The following is an 18,076-nucleotide window of genomic DNA, read 5'->3' as shown; positions in this document are numbered from 1 at the left end:
AGGTTTGTGCCTTTTTTATGGACTAAAGTATTGATTTTTCAAGGTTCAGCACACCAATCGGTGTGGGAAGTTTGAGTTATTTAAATATATTTTTTTATTTACTGGCTATACTCATAATTATAGTTTTTTAGATCATGTAATTTGGGATAAAATATTGACAAACTACTTAATTTATTGCTGAGTTTTACATTTCAAATTATAAAATCCTTGCATTACTCATAACCAAAGGTTTTGCAAGGATTTATTTTTCATTCTGTTTAAGGCTGTTTACTATTCCAGTCAAATGAAAATTCTCAGAGGGAGTATAGAGATAAGAAGAATCAGGCTGATTGGCCCTGGCGTTGATCCCAGGCTTTCCGGTAATGTAGCCAGAGGCAGCTTTTGTATCCATAAGAAATCCGTAGAAAACCGCCGGCGCTTAGCGTCCGCTGCGCTTTTCTCCGAGCGGAAGCGGGGGTTCGTTGGATACAAAAGCTGCCTCTGGCGGCCCTTTCACAATAAAACATAGCCCGCCAATCCGTTTCTGTTCGATTACACAGCCCCTCTACGCCGCCCCGGCCTTCGGCAGGCGGAAGATAAACTCCGTACCGACTCCCTCGGTACTCACCACATCAATATGTTCCCCATGGGACTGTATGATCTCCTTCACGATCGACAGCCCCAGCCCGGTTACCTTCTTGTTTCAATTAATCTTATAAGCTGTTAATTTCTTCCGGAGTTAAACCAGTTGCTTTTGCAATTTGCTCATGAGTCATGTTCATTTCTAAAAGATTTCGGGCTGTCTCTGTTTTCGCTTCTGCTTTACCTTCATCCCCTGCTTTCTTCATGCCGCTATTGTAATCAATTTGCGCCATTTCACGCATATTATATAACCGGAGGACTTCTTTATCGTTAGCCAGAAATATCATCTTTTCGTTAGCCTTATAAATTGCGGCATCCATATCAATCAACCCCTTTAACAGATCATCTGAAATACTCTGGTCAAAAAATGTCAGCCATCTGTGCAGAGAATCATTCTTAATGTCCTTTTTCGGAAGGGCATTGAACTTTTTCACATCAATGAAATGAATCTCGAGGGCGTCGGTCAAAAGGCAGTCTTTATGGGAATCCTCCCAGAGATGGAATACCGTATGGAAATCATCCACGCTCACCTCCGCTGTAAATGTTCTGTGCTCGGCAATCTCAATTCTGACCAGCGTCTTGTGTTTCGCCGTTGCCAAAATAGCATTCAGCAGCGATAACAGTTGCTCTTCGTCGCCCTTTTCCCAAAAAGTTTTCCCAAATATAAAATCGTTCAAAGGTTTCAATCTCTGCATGACTGTATCACCTGGCTTTCTCTGTTACTTCTTTTCATTAGTTTACCATAATGTACTCTCGGAATCTCTCTGCGCCTGCTTTTGCGGCTGATTTTCCGCCAGATGCACCCAAATTTAATCAACGTACGCTCCACGTACGCCTCATAAATTTGTGCACATCTGACAAAAAATCATCTCACAAAATCAGGCACAGCGAGATTCCGAGAGTACATCATATTTTTAGGGATAGTTCCATCGAATTTTTGTGGACAGCCAGGAGGATATCTGTAAAAACGCCGCCCGCCGCTCCTTCAGCCTCTCTACGCCGCCCCCGCCTTCGGCAGGCTGAAGATAAATTCCGTGCCCACCCCTTCGGTACTCACCACATCAATATTTTCCCCGTGGGACTGTATGATCTCCTTCACGATCGACAGCCCCAGCCCGGTTCCCTTCTTATCTTTTCCCCGCGACAGATCCGTTTTATAAAAACGCTCCCAGATCTTATTAATGCTGTCCTTCGGGATGCCGATGCCGGTATCCTTGATGGAGACAAAGACTTTTTCATACCGCACCGAGGTCTGTATATAGATGACCGAATCATTGAGGCTGAATTTAATGGCGTTATCGATCAGGTTATAGAGAACCTGCTGGATCTTCCCCAGATCCGCATGAACCATCTGTGATGTATCGGAGAAGGTCAAGTCAAAGGTAACGCCTTTTGCATTGCAGGCGCCCTCAAAGGCGGCGGCGGTATCCTTGATGATCCGGTTGATGTCAAATTTACTGCGCGATAAGTAGCCGCTGCTCCCGAGGGAGTCTAAGGTCAGCATGCCCTGCGTCAGCTTTGTCAGGCGTTTTGTCTCTGTAATAATGATTCCCAGATATTTCTGGTACAGCTCCGGGGGGATCGTCCCGTCCAGGATGGCCTCTAAGTAGCCCTTGATAGAGGTCAGGGGAGAGCGGAAGTCGTGGGAAACATTTGCAATAAATTTCTTCTGGTATTCCTCCATCTCGTTGAGCTTGTCGGACATATAGTTCAGCGTGTGGGCCAGGTACCCGATCTCATCCCGGCTGGAAATCTCGATGTGATGGGAGAGGTTTCCGGCTGCGTATTCATTGGCCGCATAGGTGATCTTTTTGAGGGGGAGATAGACCGCCGTTGTGAAGACCAGGAGAATAATCAGGGATAATCCGAACAGGATGAGGGAGGTGATGTATACAATATTCAGAAAATCATTCTGCTTTGCCCTGACCACACTGACCGGAAGATGGATGACAACATAGCCGTATGTATTCATATTTCCGGTAATGGGCGCGGATACGGACAAAACATCCTCCTTAAACTGCCCGAAATACCTGCCCAGAGTATACAGGCGGTTCCCCTGCGTAACGGGGTCAAAGTCCTCGATCACAGCGCCCACCCTCTGCCGGCGGGTGTCGGCGATAATCCGGCCCCGGGAGTCTAAAATCCAGATATCGGCCTTCAAATACACCGCCACCGCATCCATCTGCGGATAGGAGGAATCGAGATCCACATGCTTTCCCTCATAGGCCATGCTGCAGTTGTCGGCAATAAGGACCGCCTCGTCATAAAGCGCTTCGGCCTCCTCCCTCAGGAGATGGCGGTAGGTCATATCCGAGGAGAAGGTGGCGATGGTGACAAAGCCCAGAAAGCCGAACAGCAGATAACCCAGAAGGAGCTTATAGTAAAGTGTGTGCGTCATAATGGTTGTCTACCTTTTCACTTCAAATTTATAGCCGATGCCCCACACGGTTGTCAGCGCCCATTTCGCGTGATCCTTGATCTTTTCGCGCAGCCGTTTGATGTGTACGTCCACGGTGCGCGTGTCGCCGATATATTCATAGCCCCATATATGGTCTAAAAGCTGCTCCCTGGTAAATACCTGGTTGGGGGAGGAGGCGAGGAAATACAGAAGCTCCAGCTCTTTTGGAGGCATTTCAACCGAATGGCCGTTATAAATGACGGAGTAGTTCGTCAGGTTTACAATGAGATCCGGATATTCGACAAAATTCCCGTGCTGATCCGCAGTTTTCGTGTCCGGGGCCTGGGACATCATCTGGTAGCGCCGCAGCACGGCCTTTACCCGGGCCACCAGCTCCTTGGAATCAAAGGGCTTGATCATATAGTCGTCAGCCCCCAGCTCAAGCCCCAGCACCTTGTCAAAGATCTCGCCCTTGGCGGAGAGCATGATAATCGGGACCTGGGAGCTGGAGCGCAGCTCGCGGCACACCTGATAGCCGTCCATGCCGGGAAGCATCAGATCAAGGAGAATCAGGTGCGGGTGGAAGATCGGGAAAATGTTCAGCGCCTCCTCGCCGTCCCCCACGATCTGCGTTTCAAAGCATTCCTTTGTCAGATACAGGGAAATGAGCTCCGCAATGTTGTTGTCATCGTCTACGATTAAAATCCGCTGTTTTTCTGCCATGTTGTCTCCTCCCGTGCGGTTTTGATTCCTGCGGGCAGCGAGCCGGGCATGCCTGCATGCACATTTGGCGGCTGCCGCCCGAACGGTTATATTTTATTTAAATGTGACAATCGTAACGCCCGTATCGCCCTCGCCGAATTCGCCGAGCCGGAAATCACCGACGTATTTGAGCTTCTTTAAATGGCGGTGCACGCCGGCCTTTAGCGCTCCAGTCCCGCGGCCGTGTACGACGCGGACCTGGGGAAGATGCGCCAGATAGGCGTCGTCCAGATACTTATCGAGAACCGGGATCGCCTCGTCCACGGTCATGCCGATCAGGTTCACCTCCGGGGAAATGGAGTATGCCTTGGCCATGTTAAGCCCTTTTCCGCCGGAGCTTCTGCCCCCGGATTTGCTAAAAGCCGGGGATGCGCCGCGTCCCGCTCCCTTTTTGGCTTGGCCGGAGAGGCTGGGGCCGGTGATGGACTCCTCTTCCACAAGCTCCAGATCCTTTATATTGACAAGGGAGCGCAGAATTCCCATCTGCACGTACAGGTCGCCTTTGGCGTTTGGAAGGGTGCTCACGCTTCCCTTTAAATTCATGGACAGCACCCGCACCGTGTCGCCCAGGCGCAGGGATTTCGGGGAAACGGCCTTTTTCGGAAGCTTCGGCTCTCTGTCAGCCAGCGTTTTCTCCACATCGTTCATCTTGCCCCGCAGGCGGCTGCGCTCGGCCTCCAGCTCCTTTGTAACGCCGGATTCCTTTGCCAGGCGGTTAATATTGCGGATGGTCTGATCCGCCGTGTCCTTGGCATCCTGCAGGATGGTCCGCGCTTCGTCGCGGGCTTTGGAGAGCATCCGCTCTTTCTGCTCCTGGAAACGATCCTCTTTTTGCTGCAGGCGGCCCTTTAAGGCGGCGATTTCGGCCTTGTAGGCTTCGATCTCCTTTCGCTCCTTTTCAATGGTAACGCGGCTGTCCTCCAGGCCGGCGAGGAGATCTTCAAAGGATTCATCCTCTTTTTCGATGTGCTTTTTCGCCTCGTCGATGATATAGTCCGGAAGGCCCAGCTTTCTGGAGATGGCAAAGGCGTTGCTCTTGCCCGGAATGCCGATTAAAAGGCGGTAGGTAGGGCGCAGCGTCTCCACATTGAATTCACAGCAGGCATTTTCCACGCCCGGCGTTGTGAGGGCATAGACCTTCAGCTCGCTGTAATGGGTGGTCGCCATGGTCCGGCAGGACATATTGTGGAGAAAGCTTAGGACCGCGATCGCCAGCGCCGCTCCCTCCGTGGGGTCCGTTCCGGCTCCCAGCTCGTCAAACAGGCACAGGGAGCGGCTGTCCGCCTGCCCCAGGATGGAGACAATATTGGTCATATGGGCCGAAAAGGTGCTCAGGCTCTGCTCAATGCTCTGCTCATCCCCGATATCTGCGAACACCTCGTCAAACACGGCCAGCTCCGAGCCGTCAAAGGCAGGGATATGAAGCCCCGCCTGTCCCATGAGCGTGAAGAGCCCGACAGTTTTTAGGGAAACCGTCTTTCCGCCCGTGTTGGGCCCGGTGACGATCAGAAGGTCAAAATCGCCCCCCAGATAGATATTGATGGGAACTACCTGATCCGGGTTCAGGAGCGGATGGCGGCCGTCCTTGATATTGATGTAGCGCTTATCGTTGAATTTCGGCTCCGTGCAGTTGTAATGCCTTGACAGGGCGGCCCTGGCAAAGATAAAGTCCAGCCGGGCTAAAAGCTCCAGATTCAGGGCAATCGTTTCCGTATAGGGAACCAGGCCGGAGGACAGGGCGGCCAGGACAAACTCGATCTCCCGCTTTTCCTGGATCTCCAGCTCCCGCAGCTCATTATTCAGCCGCACAATCGCCATGGGCTCAATAAAAACCGTGGATCCCGTAGAGGACTGGTCATGAATCATGCCCGGAACCTGGCTCTTGTGCTCAGCCTTGACCGGCAGGCAGTAGCGCCCGTCGCGCATGGTGATGACCGCCTCCTGTAAGTAGGAGCGGCTGGAGTTTAAGATGGAATTGAGCTGGGTGTGGATACGGCCTCCGGTGATCTTCATGGAACGCCGCACCTTGTTAAGCCCCGGGCTCGCGTCGTCGCTCACCTCGTCCTCAGAGAGGATACAGCGCTTGATCTCCGCGTTGACAGCCGCAAGCGGTTCGAGAGTCCGGAACATCTCATCCAGCGAATCATCAGGAAGCTCGGATTCCTCATGCCTGCCGTAAGCCCTGGCCCTGGCTGTCACCGTGAGCAGGGAACTGACGGCCAGAAGCTCCAGGATATTTAAGGAGCTGCCGATCTCCAGCCGCTTTAAGGAGGCGCGGACATCTTTTACACCTCCAAAGGACAGGCTTCCCTTCATACGGATCCGGGTCACCGCGTCGCTGGTTTCAGTCTGGCTTTGGCGGATCTCCTCCAGGCTGCAGGAGGGGACCAAATCCCGGCAGAGGGATTTGCCCATCTCGGTGGAGGCGTATTCCGTGAGCTGATCGATGATTTTATTGTATTCTAATGTAGTTAAAGCTTTTTTGTTCATGCTTTGATCCCCTGTTAAATCGTGTGGCGGGTGGTTTGTGGGATTAAAAAACGGCCGCATCGCGTGCGGATGCGAGGCGTTTATTCTTATGATAAAGGGTATCGTGGTTTTTTGCAAGGGGAATATTGGGGGAAGAGGGGGATGTTATATGACAGTTCGGGTTGTCTGAACGATTGCTGTGTTATTGTAAAATGGTTGATTGTTGTGTAATTAGTGTGTATAATACTGATATCGAGGGAATACGGATGAAACAGAGGGATTTGGTAAAGAAGCTTGAAGACGCAGGTTTTTCCTTTGAGAGGCATGGGAGAAATCATGATATATACAGAAGAGGAAATGATATAGAAAAGATCCCACGACACAAAGAAGTAAATGAGAATTTGGCAAGAATGATACTGAGGAAGTGGAAACTATTATAAGGAGCAGAGTATATGAAACAGGTTTACGCAACATTTATCTTAAATACAAAGGACGGTTCAGAACATCCTTTTTTGGTATATGTTCCTGATATGGAAATTTTTACAGAAGGGGATTCCCTTGCAGATTCCATTGAAATGGCAAGAGATGCGATAGGACTGGCAGGAATTTCTATGGAAGATCATAAAGAAGAGATTCCTGCGCCGTCGGATCAGGCGGCCGCCATGGAAAAGGTAAAACAAAATGCAGAGGATATTGATTTTTCCAAAGGTATTTTGACATATGTGGACGTGGACTTCACGGAATATAGAAAGAGAGTCGATACAAAGACTGTCAGAAGAAATGTTGCGCTGCCAGGCTGGCTGAATTATGAAGCCGAACATGCCGGAATCAATGTTTCCAGAGTGCTGCAGGAAGCGTTGATGAATGTGTTAAATGTTAAGAGGAACATTTGATGTGGATTCTCAGGCAGCCGTCCAGATTGTCCGAACGGTTATGTCCTCAGAGAGCAGAGTCTTTGATGGCTCAATATGGAGGGGAGGCAGACATGAAATTGGGGAAGGTCAGAAAGGATGCGGGGATATGGCAAGAACAGTGGGGATAGGGAAGCAGGATTTTGAAAATATACGGGAAAAAAAGGTCTTTTATGTGGATAAGACAGAATTCATCCGTGAATGGTGGGAGAGCGAGGATGATGTAACTCTGATAACCCGTCCCCGGCGTTTTGGAAAGACTTTGAATATGAGTATGCTGGAGAAATTCTTTTCTGTTCAGTATGCGGGGAGAGAGGATTTATTTCAGGGACTTGCAATCTGGAAAAATGAAAAATACAGGAAGATTCAGGGGACATATCCTGTGATTAGTTTATCTTTTGCAGCGGTTAAAGAAAAAAGTTATACAATGACAATCTCGCGAATCAATCAGATATTGACAAATCTGTATTCAGCAAACCGTTTTCTTATGGAAGACGGGAATTTGGATGACAAAGAAAAGAAGTTTTTTTCATCTGTGGATGTGAACATGGACGAAACGACGGCAACGATGGCGCTTCACCAGTTATCCATCTATTTATCCCGATATTACGGAAAAAAGGTAATTATTCTGTTGGATGAGTACGATACGCCGATGCAGGAAGCCTATGTAAACGGGTATTGGGATGAATTGGCTTCCTTTACCAGAAGTATGTTTAACGCGGCATTTAAAACAAATGTTTGCCTGGAGCGGGCAATGATGACAGGGATTACCAGGGTAAGCAAAGAGTCCATATTTTCTGATTTGAATAATCTGGAAGTGGTTACTGCCACTTCCGACAAGTATGCGGATTGTTTCGGCTTTTGTGAAGATGAAGTTTTTGCCGCCCTGGCTGAATATGGTTTATCTGAAAAGAAGCAGGAAGTGAAAACATGGTATGACGGGTTTGTATTTGGCGGGCAAAAAGATATCTATAATCCATGGTCGATTCTGAATTACCTGGATAAAAAGAAGACAGGGACATATTGGGCAAACTCCAGTTCCAATCATTTGGCAGGTAAACTGATTCGGGAAGGGAGCCAAAATCTGAAGAGGGATTTTGAGTGTCTTTTGCGGGGAAAATCAATCATTATGGAATTGGATGAACAGATTGTTTATGATCAGTTAGGCGATGATGAACAGGCGATATGGAGCCTTTTGCTTGCCAGCGGCTATTTAAAGGTGAAAGATTTGAAGACCTATGCGACAGAATTTGGAGAATGGAAGCAGGAATATGAGCTGGAATTGACGAATTTTGAAGTAGGGGCAATGTTCCGCCACATGATAAGAAAATGGTTCAGCCGCGCGGCGGGAGGGTATAACGATTTTATCAAAGCATTGCTGCTTGATGATGTAAAAGGTATGAACATATATATAAATAAAGTGGCAATGACTACGTTTAGTTATTTTGATACCGGAAAGAACCCCTCAGAAGAAGCGCCCGAACGCTTCTATCATGGTTTTGTTTTAGGCTTGATGGTAGAGCTTGCAGATCGCTATGTATTGGCCTCTAACCGGGAAAGTGGATTTGGGCGTTATGATGTAATGCTGGAACCAAGAAAACCGGGAGACGCCGGAATTATTATAGAGTTTAAGGTACAGGATAATTCGGAAGAAAAAGAACTTTCTGAAACGGCAAACGCGGCGCTGAGACAGATTGAAGAAAAGAAATATGCAACAATGCTGATAGAGAAGGGCGTTACAAAAGAAAAAATCAGGATCTATGGTTTTGCTTTTTGCGGTAAGCGGGTATTGATTGAAAGAGGGTAAAGGAATTTCTCATATCAGATTATCACAGATTTTTATATAATTCAAGAAAAGGAGGTCAGATGAAAATGAAACAGGAAGAATATTGGAACCGTGTATCAGAAAAAAAGGGAATTTACTACGCCCTTTCAGGCCGGGGAATTTTCAAAATATGTGAAAAGGGATAATAGTATTCTTGATGTAGGCTGTGGATATGGAAGAACGCTTGGCGAACTGTATTATAACGGCTATCGCAACCTGATTGGCATTGATTTTTCAAAAGGTATGATAGCAAGGGGAAAACAGCAGTTTCCGTATCTTGATTTACGTGTAAAAGACGACGCTAAAATATCCCTGCCGGACGCAAGTATTGACGCCGTAATTCTCTTTGCAGTTTTAACCTGCATACGGACAAATGAAGGGCAGGAGCAGCTATTATCGGAAATTAAACGGATATTGAAACCGCAGGGGATTTTGTATGTGAATGATTTCCTGCTGAATACAGATGAACGTAATCTCACAAGATATGCAAAATACAAAGAAACTTATGGCATATACGGTGTGTTTGAACTTCCGGAAGGCGCGGTATGCCGGCATCATGATGAAACATGGATAAAACAACTTTTGAAGGATTTTTCGGAACAGGAATACAGCCATTTGACATTTACAACAATGAATGGGAATAAATCAAACGGCTTTTATTTTATAGGGCGGTTAAATGATTTTTAAGCAATTATAAATAAGGCTCCATGGTGAAAAATGACGCTCTTCCAGGCGCTGAATTTACCATTATTAATGCAATGCTGCACTGATATGACCGGCTGACGCCGAAGCCAAAGAAAACAAAAAAGGGGAAGGCAGAGAGGAAAAATAAATTTTTCTCGGCCTTCCTTTTATTATGTCTGTATGTATTTCGGTTCCTGTAACTGTTCCTGCGCCAGAATGCTTTTTTATCAAATAATTGTTCCGGGTCTTTTACAATTGCCAAAGTTCTATTGATATGACGATATTTTTTATAAGTCTGATTTTGATAATGAGAATAAGCGATATTTAAAAGTAAGGTATCATGAAGAGAAAAAATCATTTATCAGGAAGATTATTTGTCTAAAATTTCACAATATTTAAATATAAATACAAGTGAACGTTACAATTTTTGACAAAAACGTTACAAAAAACGACATCCCTATTGAATTGTGGCAGTAAATATGGTAAGAAGTAGCAAATAGATGCGGATGTTATTTCTAAGAGAATACAAAGAAGGGGCTTGCAGACTTCTGCAATGAGGCATGCCCGGAGAGACGGGGAGATTATAACTGAGGGAGAAGATTCGCAGATCTCTGCTTTATATCTGAGCTTGCATAATATCAGAGTGATAAGATAAGAAAAATGCAAATTTTTGGGTGAAAAGTGTCTGTTTTTGGGGTTTGGTTGGAATTCCTCTGATAGTATGGTATGACAAAACAAAATACAAAGCTATATTTGTTAAATAACGATATAAAAATAAAAAAAGTGATATTTATGGGATGGTAAGAAAAATTCGCGGACAAAAAGTGACAATTCGCGGACAAATTCACATTACTGACGAAAAAAATGCTATGATAATGGTGACGTAAATAGTCAGTTCTGTTCCTGTTTAAAGAAGATGCGGACAGTGGGTGTTCCTCCGGGCTTCAATGGGCGAATATGCGTCCGGAGCAGGGAGGGAGAAAATGCGATCCGTCCGCAGCCGTAGTTGTCCATCCGGTTATCGGGGCAGTCAGGATGCAAGTTTCGGACATAATATTTGCATATGTAGAAATGAGTTATAAAAGCTCTATAAATCAAAATGTAATATATCAGGAGGGAGATATGAGGATAATAAAGCTTGGAGTCGAACCGTTTGAAATGATATCCATTTTAAAATATGATGAGGTTCAGCAGATGAACGAACACGGATCAGCGCGTATATCAGGGCTGATTCCATATGATAAAAGGGATGAGTATCTGAAAATGGCGGCAAAGGAAACTTGGGTTAAAATCCTGGGCTATGACGAGGAAGAGAAGGAAACGATCCTGTTTTACGGTAAAGATACAGTAAGGCTATTGGCGCGTATTGGATTGGCAAATATGCGGTTCACATGCGGCTACAGATTACTGCCAAAATAAAGGAGGAAACATGGAGATCAATCAGGAGATTTCTCTGGAAACGGAGCTCCCGTTTCAGTCTGTACAGGATTTTACGATGAATTGGGAAATAAACGAGCATGCATGGCTGGAGCTGAACGGCATACTGCGGCAGGATCACTGGGACAAGGTTTGCGGCAGAGATTATGTGGGAACAGAAATAGCGGTGTTTCTGGCAGACAGTATTGAGCAGAGCACAGGCGGCGCGCTGTTCCGGGGGATTATACGGGATGTGAAGCTGCTTTGGGGCCATGGGGTTGGCATGGCGCGTATAGCCGCATCGTCAGCTTCGATTAAACTGGATGAGGAAGAGCAGAGGCTGTGCCGTTCCTTCCAGAATCCTTCGCTAAGCTATGCCGACGCAGCGAAGCTGATAGCAGAGACAGGAGGCGGGAAGCTGATCTGCACCGTGGAGAAAAAGGAGATAGAACGGCCGTTTATCTGTTACCGGGAAACCATATGGGAATTTCTTAAGAGACTCGCAAGCTGTCAGGGCGCGTTTCTCGTGCCGGATATAAAGACGGGCCGCCCCAATCTGTGGTATGGGATGCGATCCGGAAAGCAGATCGATGTGGATCTGGCCGGAGATTCGGCCTGGGTACATATTCACAAACGCTATGGAAATGGCGGTAAGAGCAGGGCCGTAAAGACAATTGGGTTGGAACGCAGGGCCAGCTATTCCCTGGGAGACTGGGCTGTAAGCCAGGGAGAAACGTTTGTCATTCATGCGGCAGAAGCGAAAATGGACAGAGGAGATATCACATTTTCTTATCAGATGTCGCCGCAGAGGGATCTGGTAAAAAAGCCGTATTATAACGAAGCGTTTACAGGACTGAGCCTGTGGTGTACGGTAAAGGAGACGAAAAATGAGGCGGTGCGGGTTGCCTTTGATATAGACAATGAAGAAGGCGAGTGGTTTTTTCCATGGCGGCCGGAAACCGGGAATGCGCTGTACGCCATGCCGGAGACCGGAGCCAGAGCGGCGGTATGCTTTGCAAACCATAATGAGGGATCCGGGTTTGCAGTGCGCTGTTCGGGACAGCCGCCTGAAAACCAGGAGCCAAAGGATAAATCAATCGTTATTCCGGCAGACGGAAAAATCGAGCTGTTCACCGGCAGATTGAATTTCCGCAAAAAGGATGAAATCATGGAATTAAACGATTCCAGCGGTATTGATTTCAGAGGAGGTCGGATGGGGATAGAGGCAGTCGGGAAGGTGAAGCTCCAGGCAGCGCAGATTTCGCTGGATGCAGTAACGGAGATAAAGGCAACGACAGAATAGCCATACATTTGTATGGCGACGCATGAACGGCTCATTTTGTTGCCGCTGGAAGCGGTTTAAGAGTGGACCGCTCCGGCGTTTTCACAGGGAGGCGTGGGGATATGAAATATTTCATACTGCGGCAGCATCCGTATTTTTCGGAAAGCTTCCGCCTGGACGGCTGGCAGGAGGTAATCAAGCCTAAGTGGATCTGCATGGAGGAATTCTACAAGACGCCCCGCAGGTGCGTTATCAGTGCATCCATGGGAGAATTTACGCCGTTTCCTGACATTGTGACAGTTCCGTTCCTGCTGATAAGCCGTCTGATGGCCGAAGTAGCGGGAATGTACGGAGAACCGGTATTTAAACGAGACGTGATTATTATCAATGAACGGGATAAACAAAGCAGGCATTATCACCTGATATTGCCCGAAGCGATCGGGCATGGAAGCGCCCTGCTCGGGGAAAGCCATCTCTTTTACATGAATATTGATAAACAAAAAGAGCTCGTGGTAAGCCAGGATTATGCGGAAAGCATTTTGCGTCGGGGAGCTGTGGGCATTGCGCTAAAGGAATGGGATATGAAGGAGGGGAGACATGATGGAAAATAATCTTCAGAGGATGTTTGCTTATCAGGAAATCATGGCGCAGCGGGGAAAAGAAAGTATCTGCCACTCCGCTATCCTGAGATGTGAGCATGGTTCGGAAAGGTGCGTGCTGAATCTGCCGAAAAGCCACGGAAAATATGTGGGCACGCATGCGCAAATTGATATCAAAGACGGAAAAAACGCATTCTTCGGCTACTGCAGAAAGCTGGAGGGCCCTTGCCAGGCGGAGCTGTCTGACTGGTTTAACGGGAATGAGGCGGATCGGATGTTTGATGAGAGCACACTGATGATGGAGGCGTCTGTTCAGAAGGATGTTGGGTTTATGGTTTGTACTGCGGCCAGAAAGGGGTAACATATGGGCGGGAAATATAGTATAATTGTCGCAGATTCGGATGGCCAGTGCAGATTTGAGGAAATGGAATGTCCAAAGAATGCGAGAGAGTATACTTTAAATGTTGCTTTTAATGATCCTGTGAAGAATGAGAGCAATCCGTGGCTTTATATACAGACGACAGAAGAGAAGTGCGGGACATTTATAATATCTTTATGGTATAAAAAACCACAATCGAATGATCCAATATCTGTAGTCCCCCGCTGTTTTTTGGAGCTGTACAGACGCAAGCCGGGATTTTTTAATCCTTCTTCGCAAATGGAGTTTGTTCAAAAATATACATTTGAGTTTAACGAAAAGTATACGTGGAAAGGCGAGTCAGGATATTATAAAGCGACAATACTTATGAACTTAATTTATGATGAGGTGTATAATAATGATAATCTTTATTACGTAAAGTTTAACTGCAAAGAGCTCTCTACAGAATTGTTTTTCCACATGATAGATGGATATCAGGATGTAATTGATATGTATTCCGCAGCATTATGGGTGAGGGAGACGCCAATTGAGTATTATAATTATATAACAAGTTCTCCCAAGTCAAAAGGGGCAGTTGATAAGGTTCTTTATCTGGACAGGACACAGGTTGGGATATTTATTAGCTCATATTTTGAAATTTCCGAGAATCTTAATGATGAAAGTGACAAGCAGACAGCGCCCTTCTCTGAAGAGGATATTTTAATAACTATCATCGCAGCTATACTTTCAGAGGCGGCAGGAGCAAATTTTTTTACGGGGATCGTAATCAGCCTTTTGGTGACAGGATTAAGTAATTATGACAATACTATTCGTGACGTTGATAATAGTTTAAAGGATCAATTAAAAAGATTTAGAGACAAGAATGTCAAATCCGAAGAAAATTCAAGCTCTGGTTCTCTAGGCCTGGAGAGTGAAATGGGGTTAAAAATTATATTTAGAACAAAATTAATGTTACAGACATGTGGTTACCATGAGACAGATAGCATAGAAATCTGGGATGAAGGAGCGGCTGGAAAACGTATAAAGAAAGTAGCACAGGGCCCCAAATTCTATAAAGGAACATTTACAATTGACTCGCAAATTTTAGACGGTGAACCACAGATCTTATCATTTGAAACGATAGCAGCTATTTTTGGATGGACAGAATATTTAGAACTTGCTAAACAAAGAGTTACAACAGACAAAGTGGAGAAACATAAATAATGGAAAATAGCTCCCGCCAAAAAAGACCGCATACCTCCGTAATTATCCGGATTATTATGATTGTTGTTTTCTCAATTGTAGGATATTATATATATAATAGCAATCAGGCCAGTGATCGCACTGAATTGGACGAAGCTCTGAAGTACCGCCCTCTTCCGTTCAGTACGGAAAATGACTATATAGTAGAATGGTCGGATACTGTCTTAGAAACCAGAATCAGAGAACAGCTCGGGAAAGAAAAAGGAGGTATTTATCTAAGCGATCTCTGGGACTGCGCTGATTTGTGGCTGAATACAGATTTGGATTCTTCCAGTCCGGAATTCATAACGGATATCAGCGACTTAACCGGACTTAAAAATCTGACAGGTCTGCAGTTAAACTTTAACCGCATCACAGATATCAGCGCAGTAGCTACAATGGATAATCTTAACAAATTATTGCTTCATGGAAACCCAATCCTGGATTTTTCACCGTTAGAAGCATTATCACGGTTAAGATACGTAAACTTAAGCGGCACGCATATGAAGGGCGAGGATCTTAAATGTTTGTCTCATCTCAAGTATTTAAGAATGCTGTATCTGGATTTTAATGAAATTGAAAACCTGGACGGATTACAAAATTTAAATGCGTCGTTTCTTTCACTGCGGAGAAACCAAATTTCAGATATCACTCCCCTGGCAGGTTCACAAAAGATGTTGTGGTATTTAGATTTAAGTGAGAACCAGATAGAAGATATCAGCATTTTGGAAAACTTCAGCAGATTAGAGGATCTGACGCTATGCCATAATAACATAACTGATATAGAGGCAATAAAAAAACTAAAGCGCCTGGAGTTTCTGGATTTAAGATATAATAATATTTCCGAATTACCGGATTTTACGAATATGGATTCTTTAACACATTTGTATTTAGGTCATAATAATATAACGAATGAGGAGTGGAAGAAAATAAAATTACCGCAGCATTCTATAAGGGTGTTTCTTTCAGGCAATCCTATTACTGATTTGGAAACGGAACGCGATTATCCCTTTTTAAAGATTATTGTAGATGAGTAGTCTGTTTTTAAATTATTACGCATGAGTATACCATTGGGGAACATTATGGAAAAAAGAAGCTTGAAGCAAAGACAAAATGAAACCTTAAAAATCGGGATAATTTTAGGAATTCTTTTTTTCCTGTTTACTTTATTTATCAGCGGCAGTCATTTAGTTCATCAGCGCGCTGTAGACAGGCTGCGGGAAGAATTAAATAAACAGCCGTATAAAGTTCCATTAGAGCCGGGAAATGACCGCCTGATAGAATGGAATGATATGGCTTTGGAACAAGATATCCGGAGGATACTAAAAAAAGAGGAGGGGGATATTTATCTCAGCGATCTCTGGGACTATAATACACTTTATCTGGTACGGGAACCCGGTTTTGACGATCCCGGCGTTGATGCGGTTGGAAATACTATAAAAGATATAAGCTGTTTATCCGGATTGGAAAATTTAAAAACATTATTCTTAACTGCAAATGATATTACTGATATCGCGGCAATCGGCGCCATGAAAAATATGGTCAAATTATCGCTTGGAGGAAATCCCGTTCAGGATATATCACCGATCGCCTCATTAACAGAATTATACTATTTAAACCTGAACAGCATGAATCTGAAGGGTGAAGACTTGAATTATTTATCAAACCTGAAAAATCTGAGGATGCTGGAGCTTAACTTTAATGAGAACGAAAATCTGCACGCGCTTTGTAACCTGCAGCTCTCAGGGCTCTTTTTAGAGCGTAATCAGATTTCGGATATATCGCCTCTGACTGGCCTGAAAGAAACGTTATTGTATTTAAACCTGGATACGAACCAAATCGCAGATATCGAACCGTTGACAGAGGCAGGCAGTCTGCGTTACTTGTCGCTAGAGCATAATTTCATAACCGACATAAAAGCATTAGAGCAATTAAATAAGCTCTGTTTTCTTTGTTTAACAGATAACGAGATCCGTTCATTACCGGACTTTTCCGGCATGTCATCATTGACCCGCCTGTATTTGGCTGATAATGATATTACAACTGAGGAATGGAAAAAAATTAAATTACCTATGTGCAGTATCCAGGTAAATATTTCCGGAAATCCGATCACTGATCTGGAGACGGAACAGGATTATCCGAATCTTCAGGTGATATTTGATTATTAGTTCAGGCGAAATATAAATGTGTTAAGATGTTTGTTATGATTTAGAAACGAGGGAGCAATGGAACCTGTAAGGAAGAGATCCCGTAAGAAAAAGCCTGGTAAGCATGTAAGCGTCACAACAATACTTTCAATTCTTATTATCGCCTTTATAATGCTCGGGGATCGTTTTATGAACTACCGCGCTCAGGACAAGGGCAGGGCTGTATTTCAAAAACAGCAGTTTATTCTGTTTATGCCAATGTACGAGCATAAGATAGAATGGACGGATATTATATTGGAAGAGAATATTCAGAAAATGTTACATAAAGCCGGAAGCGATATTTATGTCAGCGATCTGTGGGACTGCAAAAAGCTTGTACTGCAAAGGGTAATATACAGTTTCCCAGGCGTTGTTTATACTGACGGGGAGCCGATTACAGATATTCGGAATCTGAGAGGGCTGGCAAATGTAAGAAGCTTAAACCTGAATGAGAATCTGGTTACAGATATCCGGACGGTGGGCTCCTTTAAGCAGTTGAGGTATTTATGGCTTGATTATAATCCCATACAGGATATATCGCCGATATCATCATTGACAAAGCTATATCATTTAAGCCTGAATGGCGTCCATATAAACAAAGACGATTTAGAGCCTTTATCAGGATTGAAAAATTTAGGGATGCTGGAGCTTGGTTTTAATGAGATTGACAGTTTGGAGGCATTGCGCGGGATGAATATTGTTTACCTCTCCCTTCAGCAAAATCTCATCTCAGATATAAAGCCCCTGACGGACTTAAAGCATTCATTATGGTATTTGGACCTGAGTGATAACCAAATCGCCGATATTGGGCCCTTGGCAGAATGCGCTAAGTTATGGCGGCTGTCTCTGCGCCATAATAATATAGCAGATATAGAGCCAGTAAAAAATCTGAAAAAGTTAGAAAACCTTGACTTACATGATAATAATATTGCCTCCTTACCTGATTTATCTGATATGGCTTCCTTATGTTATTTAGACCTATCTGATAATAATATAACAACAGAGGAATGGAAAAAAGTAAAATTACCACCGCGTAAGATACAGGTAGATCTTGCAGGAAATCTTATTACGGATTTTGATACGGAGATTGATTATCCCCTTTTGGAAATAGTCTTAGACGGCGTTGTGTATAAGGCCCGTGTTTATAAGAAAAAGTTAATTTGTCCTAAACGCTGACAGCGCATGGGGGGCAGATTAGAACTGGAAGGGACAGTGTGTGCTGTATTAATGGAGACGAAATTGCTTTTATTAAGGAAAAATCAAAATCGGATTTTCTCATTAATCCGGCAGCTTATAAACAATGCAGGCGGAGAACAACCATGA

At 44.9% G+C, this 18,076-nt stretch carries 16 protein-coding genes and 1 pseudogene; 12 read left to right on the top strand and 5 right to left on the bottom strand.

All coding sequences use genetic code 11. The features are described from left to right. Window positions 1-544: 544 nt before the first annotated feature. From NFS31_RS17140 to NFS31_RS17120, 5 genes and pseudogenes are all read right to left on the bottom strand, one after another. A pseudogene (locus NFS31_RS17140) lies at window positions 545-682 on the bottom strand (ATP-binding protein); the annotation flags it as partial. Between the two features lie 10 nt (window positions 683-692). After that, entirely contained in the window at window positions 693-1,316 is a 624-nt protein-coding gene (locus tag NFS31_RS17135; RefSeq protein WP_251497649.1) for an Rpn family recombination-promoting nuclease/putative transposase, read from the bottom strand. A 299-nt stretch (window positions 1,317-1,615) separates the two neighbouring features. Further along, the gene (locus NFS31_RS17130) at window positions 1,616-3,019 is read right to left on the bottom strand and encodes a sensor histidine kinase (RefSeq protein WP_251497647.1); all 1,404 of its coding nucleotides are present in this window, start codon (window positions 3,017-3,019) and stop codon (window positions 1,616-1,618) included. Between the two features lie 9 nt (window positions 3,020-3,028). Beyond that, a complete protein-coding gene (locus NFS31_RS17125; protein ID WP_251497645.1) occupies window positions 3,029-3,742 on the bottom strand; it encodes a response regulator transcription factor in 714 nt (237 codons plus the stop codon). A gap of 93 nt (window positions 3,743-3,835) precedes the next feature. Next, complete coding sequence (locus NFS31_RS17120) at window positions 3,836-6,271, bottom strand: endonuclease MutS2 (RefSeq protein WP_251497643.1); 2,436 nt, start codon at window positions 6,269-6,271, stop codon at window positions 3,836-3,838. 245 nt (window positions 6,272-6,516) lie between these two features. Between NFS31_RS17120 and NFS31_RS17115 the strand changes: the two genes are divergently transcribed. From NFS31_RS17115 to NFS31_RS17060, 12 genes are all read left to right on the top strand, one after another. Further along, window positions 6,517-6,690, top strand: a complete 174-nt coding sequence (locus tag NFS31_RS17115) for a type II toxin-antitoxin system HicA family toxin (protein ID WP_251497641.1) — start codon at window positions 6,517-6,519, stop codon at window positions 6,688-6,690. A 12-nt stretch (window positions 6,691-6,702) separates the two neighbouring features. Further along, window positions 6,703-7,143, top strand: coding sequence for a type II toxin-antitoxin system HicB family antitoxin (locus tag NFS31_RS17110; RefSeq protein ID WP_251497639.1), 441 nt, complete (start codon window positions 6,703-6,705; stop codon window positions 7,141-7,143). A gap of 127 nt (window positions 7,144-7,270) precedes the next feature. Then, window positions 7,271-8,968, top strand: coding sequence for an AAA family ATPase (locus tag NFS31_RS17105; protein ID WP_251497637.1), 1,698 nt, complete (start codon window positions 7,271-7,273; stop codon window positions 8,966-8,968). Window positions 8,969-9,058: 90 nt separating this feature from the next. Beyond that, entirely contained in the window at window positions 9,059-9,673 is a 615-nt protein-coding gene (locus tag NFS31_RS17100) for a class I SAM-dependent methyltransferase (protein ID WP_251497636.1), read from the top strand. Window positions 9,674-10,627: 954 nt separating this feature from the next. Continuing rightward, entirely contained in the window at window positions 10,628-11,089 is a 462-nt protein-coding gene (locus NFS31_RS17095) for a hypothetical protein (RefSeq protein WP_251497634.1), read from the top strand. 10 nt (window positions 11,090-11,099) lie between these two features. Further along, complete coding sequence (locus NFS31_RS17090) at window positions 11,100-12,389, top strand: hypothetical protein (RefSeq protein ID WP_251497632.1); 1,290 nt, start codon at window positions 11,100-11,102, stop codon at window positions 12,387-12,389. 101 nt (window positions 12,390-12,490) lie between these two features. Beyond that, window positions 12,491-12,979 (top strand): hypothetical protein, encoded by a 489-nt coding sequence (locus tag NFS31_RS17085; RefSeq protein ID WP_251497630.1) that lies wholly within the window; start codon window positions 12,491-12,493, stop codon window positions 12,977-12,979. Next, window positions 12,966-13,328, top strand: a complete 363-nt coding sequence (locus NFS31_RS17080) for a hypothetical protein (RefSeq protein ID WP_251497628.1) — start codon at window positions 12,966-12,968, stop codon at window positions 13,326-13,328. The genes NFS31_RS17085 and NFS31_RS17080 overlap by 14 nt, the downstream gene beginning before the upstream one ends. A 3-nt stretch (window positions 13,329-13,331) precedes the next feature. Next, on the top strand, window positions 13,332-14,549 hold the full coding sequence (locus NFS31_RS17075; RefSeq protein ID WP_251497627.1) for a hypothetical protein: 1,218 nt from the start codon (window positions 13,332-13,334) through the stop codon (window positions 14,547-14,549). Continuing rightward, window positions 14,549-15,604, top strand: coding sequence for a leucine-rich repeat domain-containing protein (locus tag NFS31_RS17070; protein ID WP_251497625.1), 1,056 nt, complete (start codon window positions 14,549-14,551; stop codon window positions 15,602-15,604). Before NFS31_RS17075 ends, NFS31_RS17070 begins: the two co-directional genes overlap by 1 nt. A gap of 45 nt (window positions 15,605-15,649) precedes the next feature. Beyond that, window positions 15,650-16,735, top strand: coding sequence for a leucine-rich repeat domain-containing protein (locus tag NFS31_RS17065; protein ID WP_251497623.1), 1,086 nt, complete (start codon window positions 15,650-15,652; stop codon window positions 16,733-16,735). A gap of 57 nt (window positions 16,736-16,792) precedes the next feature. After that, complete coding sequence (locus tag NFS31_RS17060; RefSeq protein ID WP_251497621.1) at window positions 16,793-17,929, top strand: leucine-rich repeat domain-containing protein; 1,137 nt, start codon at window positions 16,793-16,795, stop codon at window positions 17,927-17,929. Window positions 17,930-18,076 lie beyond the last annotated feature (147 nt).

Origin of the sequence: Otoolea muris (assembly GCF_943193115.1) — a bacterium.
In the GTDB taxonomy this organism is placed as follows: domain Bacteria; phylum Bacillota; class Clostridia; order Lachnospirales; family Lachnospiraceae; genus Otoolea; species Otoolea muris.
The sequence above is the reverse complement of the archived record's forward strand: the minus strand, read 5'-3'. Positions and strand labels throughout refer to the sequence as shown.

Bases quoted from the DNA above. Each gene is read 5' to 3' on its own strand.
- NFS31_RS17060 (WP_251497621.1), top strand. From the start codon at position 16,793: ATGGAACCTGTAAGGAAGAGATCCCGTAAGAAAAAGCCTGGTAAGCAT.
- NFS31_RS17110 (WP_251497639.1), top strand. From the start codon at position 6,703: ATGAAACAGGTTTACGCAACATTTATCTTAAATACAAAGGACGGTTCA.
- NFS31_RS17130 (WP_251497647.1), bottom strand. From the start codon at position 3,019: ATGACGCACACACTTTACTATAAGCTCCTTCTGGGTTATCTGCTGTTC.
- NFS31_RS17115 (WP_251497641.1), top strand. From the start codon at position 6,517: ATGAAACAGAGGGATTTGGTAAAGAAGCTTGAAGACGCAGGTTTTTCC.
- NFS31_RS17070 (WP_251497625.1), top strand. From the start codon at position 14,549: ATGGAAAATAGCTCCCGCCAAAAAAGACCGCATACCTCCGTAATTATC.
- NFS31_RS17095 (WP_251497634.1), top strand. From the start codon at position 10,628: ATGCGTCCGGAGCAGGGAGGGAGAAAATGCGATCCGTCCGCAGCCGTA.
- NFS31_RS17135 (WP_251497649.1), bottom strand. From the start codon at position 1,316: ATGCAGAGATTGAAACCTTTGAACGATTTTATATTTGGGAAAACTTTT.
- NFS31_RS17120 (WP_251497643.1), bottom strand. From the start codon at position 6,271: ATGAACAAAAAAGCTTTAACTACATTAGAATACAATAAAATCATCGAT.
- NFS31_RS17090 (WP_251497632.1), top strand. From the start codon at position 11,100: ATGGAGATCAATCAGGAGATTTCTCTGGAAACGGAGCTCCCGTTTCAG.
- NFS31_RS17105 (WP_251497637.1), top strand. From the start codon at position 7,271: ATGGCAAGAACAGTGGGGATAGGGAAGCAGGATTTTGAAAATATACGG.
- NFS31_RS17125 (WP_251497645.1), bottom strand. From the start codon at position 3,742: ATGGCAGAAAAACAGCGGATTTTAATCGTAGACGATGACAACAACATT.
- NFS31_RS17080 (WP_251497628.1), top strand. From the start codon at position 12,966: ATGATGGAAAATAATCTTCAGAGGATGTTTGCTTATCAGGAAATCATG.
- NFS31_RS17065 (WP_251497623.1), top strand. From the start codon at position 15,650: ATGGAAAAAAGAAGCTTGAAGCAAAGACAAAATGAAACCTTAAAAATC.
- NFS31_RS17085 (WP_251497630.1), top strand. From the start codon at position 12,491: ATGAAATATTTCATACTGCGGCAGCATCCGTATTTTTCGGAAAGCTTC.
- NFS31_RS17075 (WP_251497627.1), top strand. From the start codon at position 13,332: ATGGGCGGGAAATATAGTATAATTGTCGCAGATTCGGATGGCCAGTGC.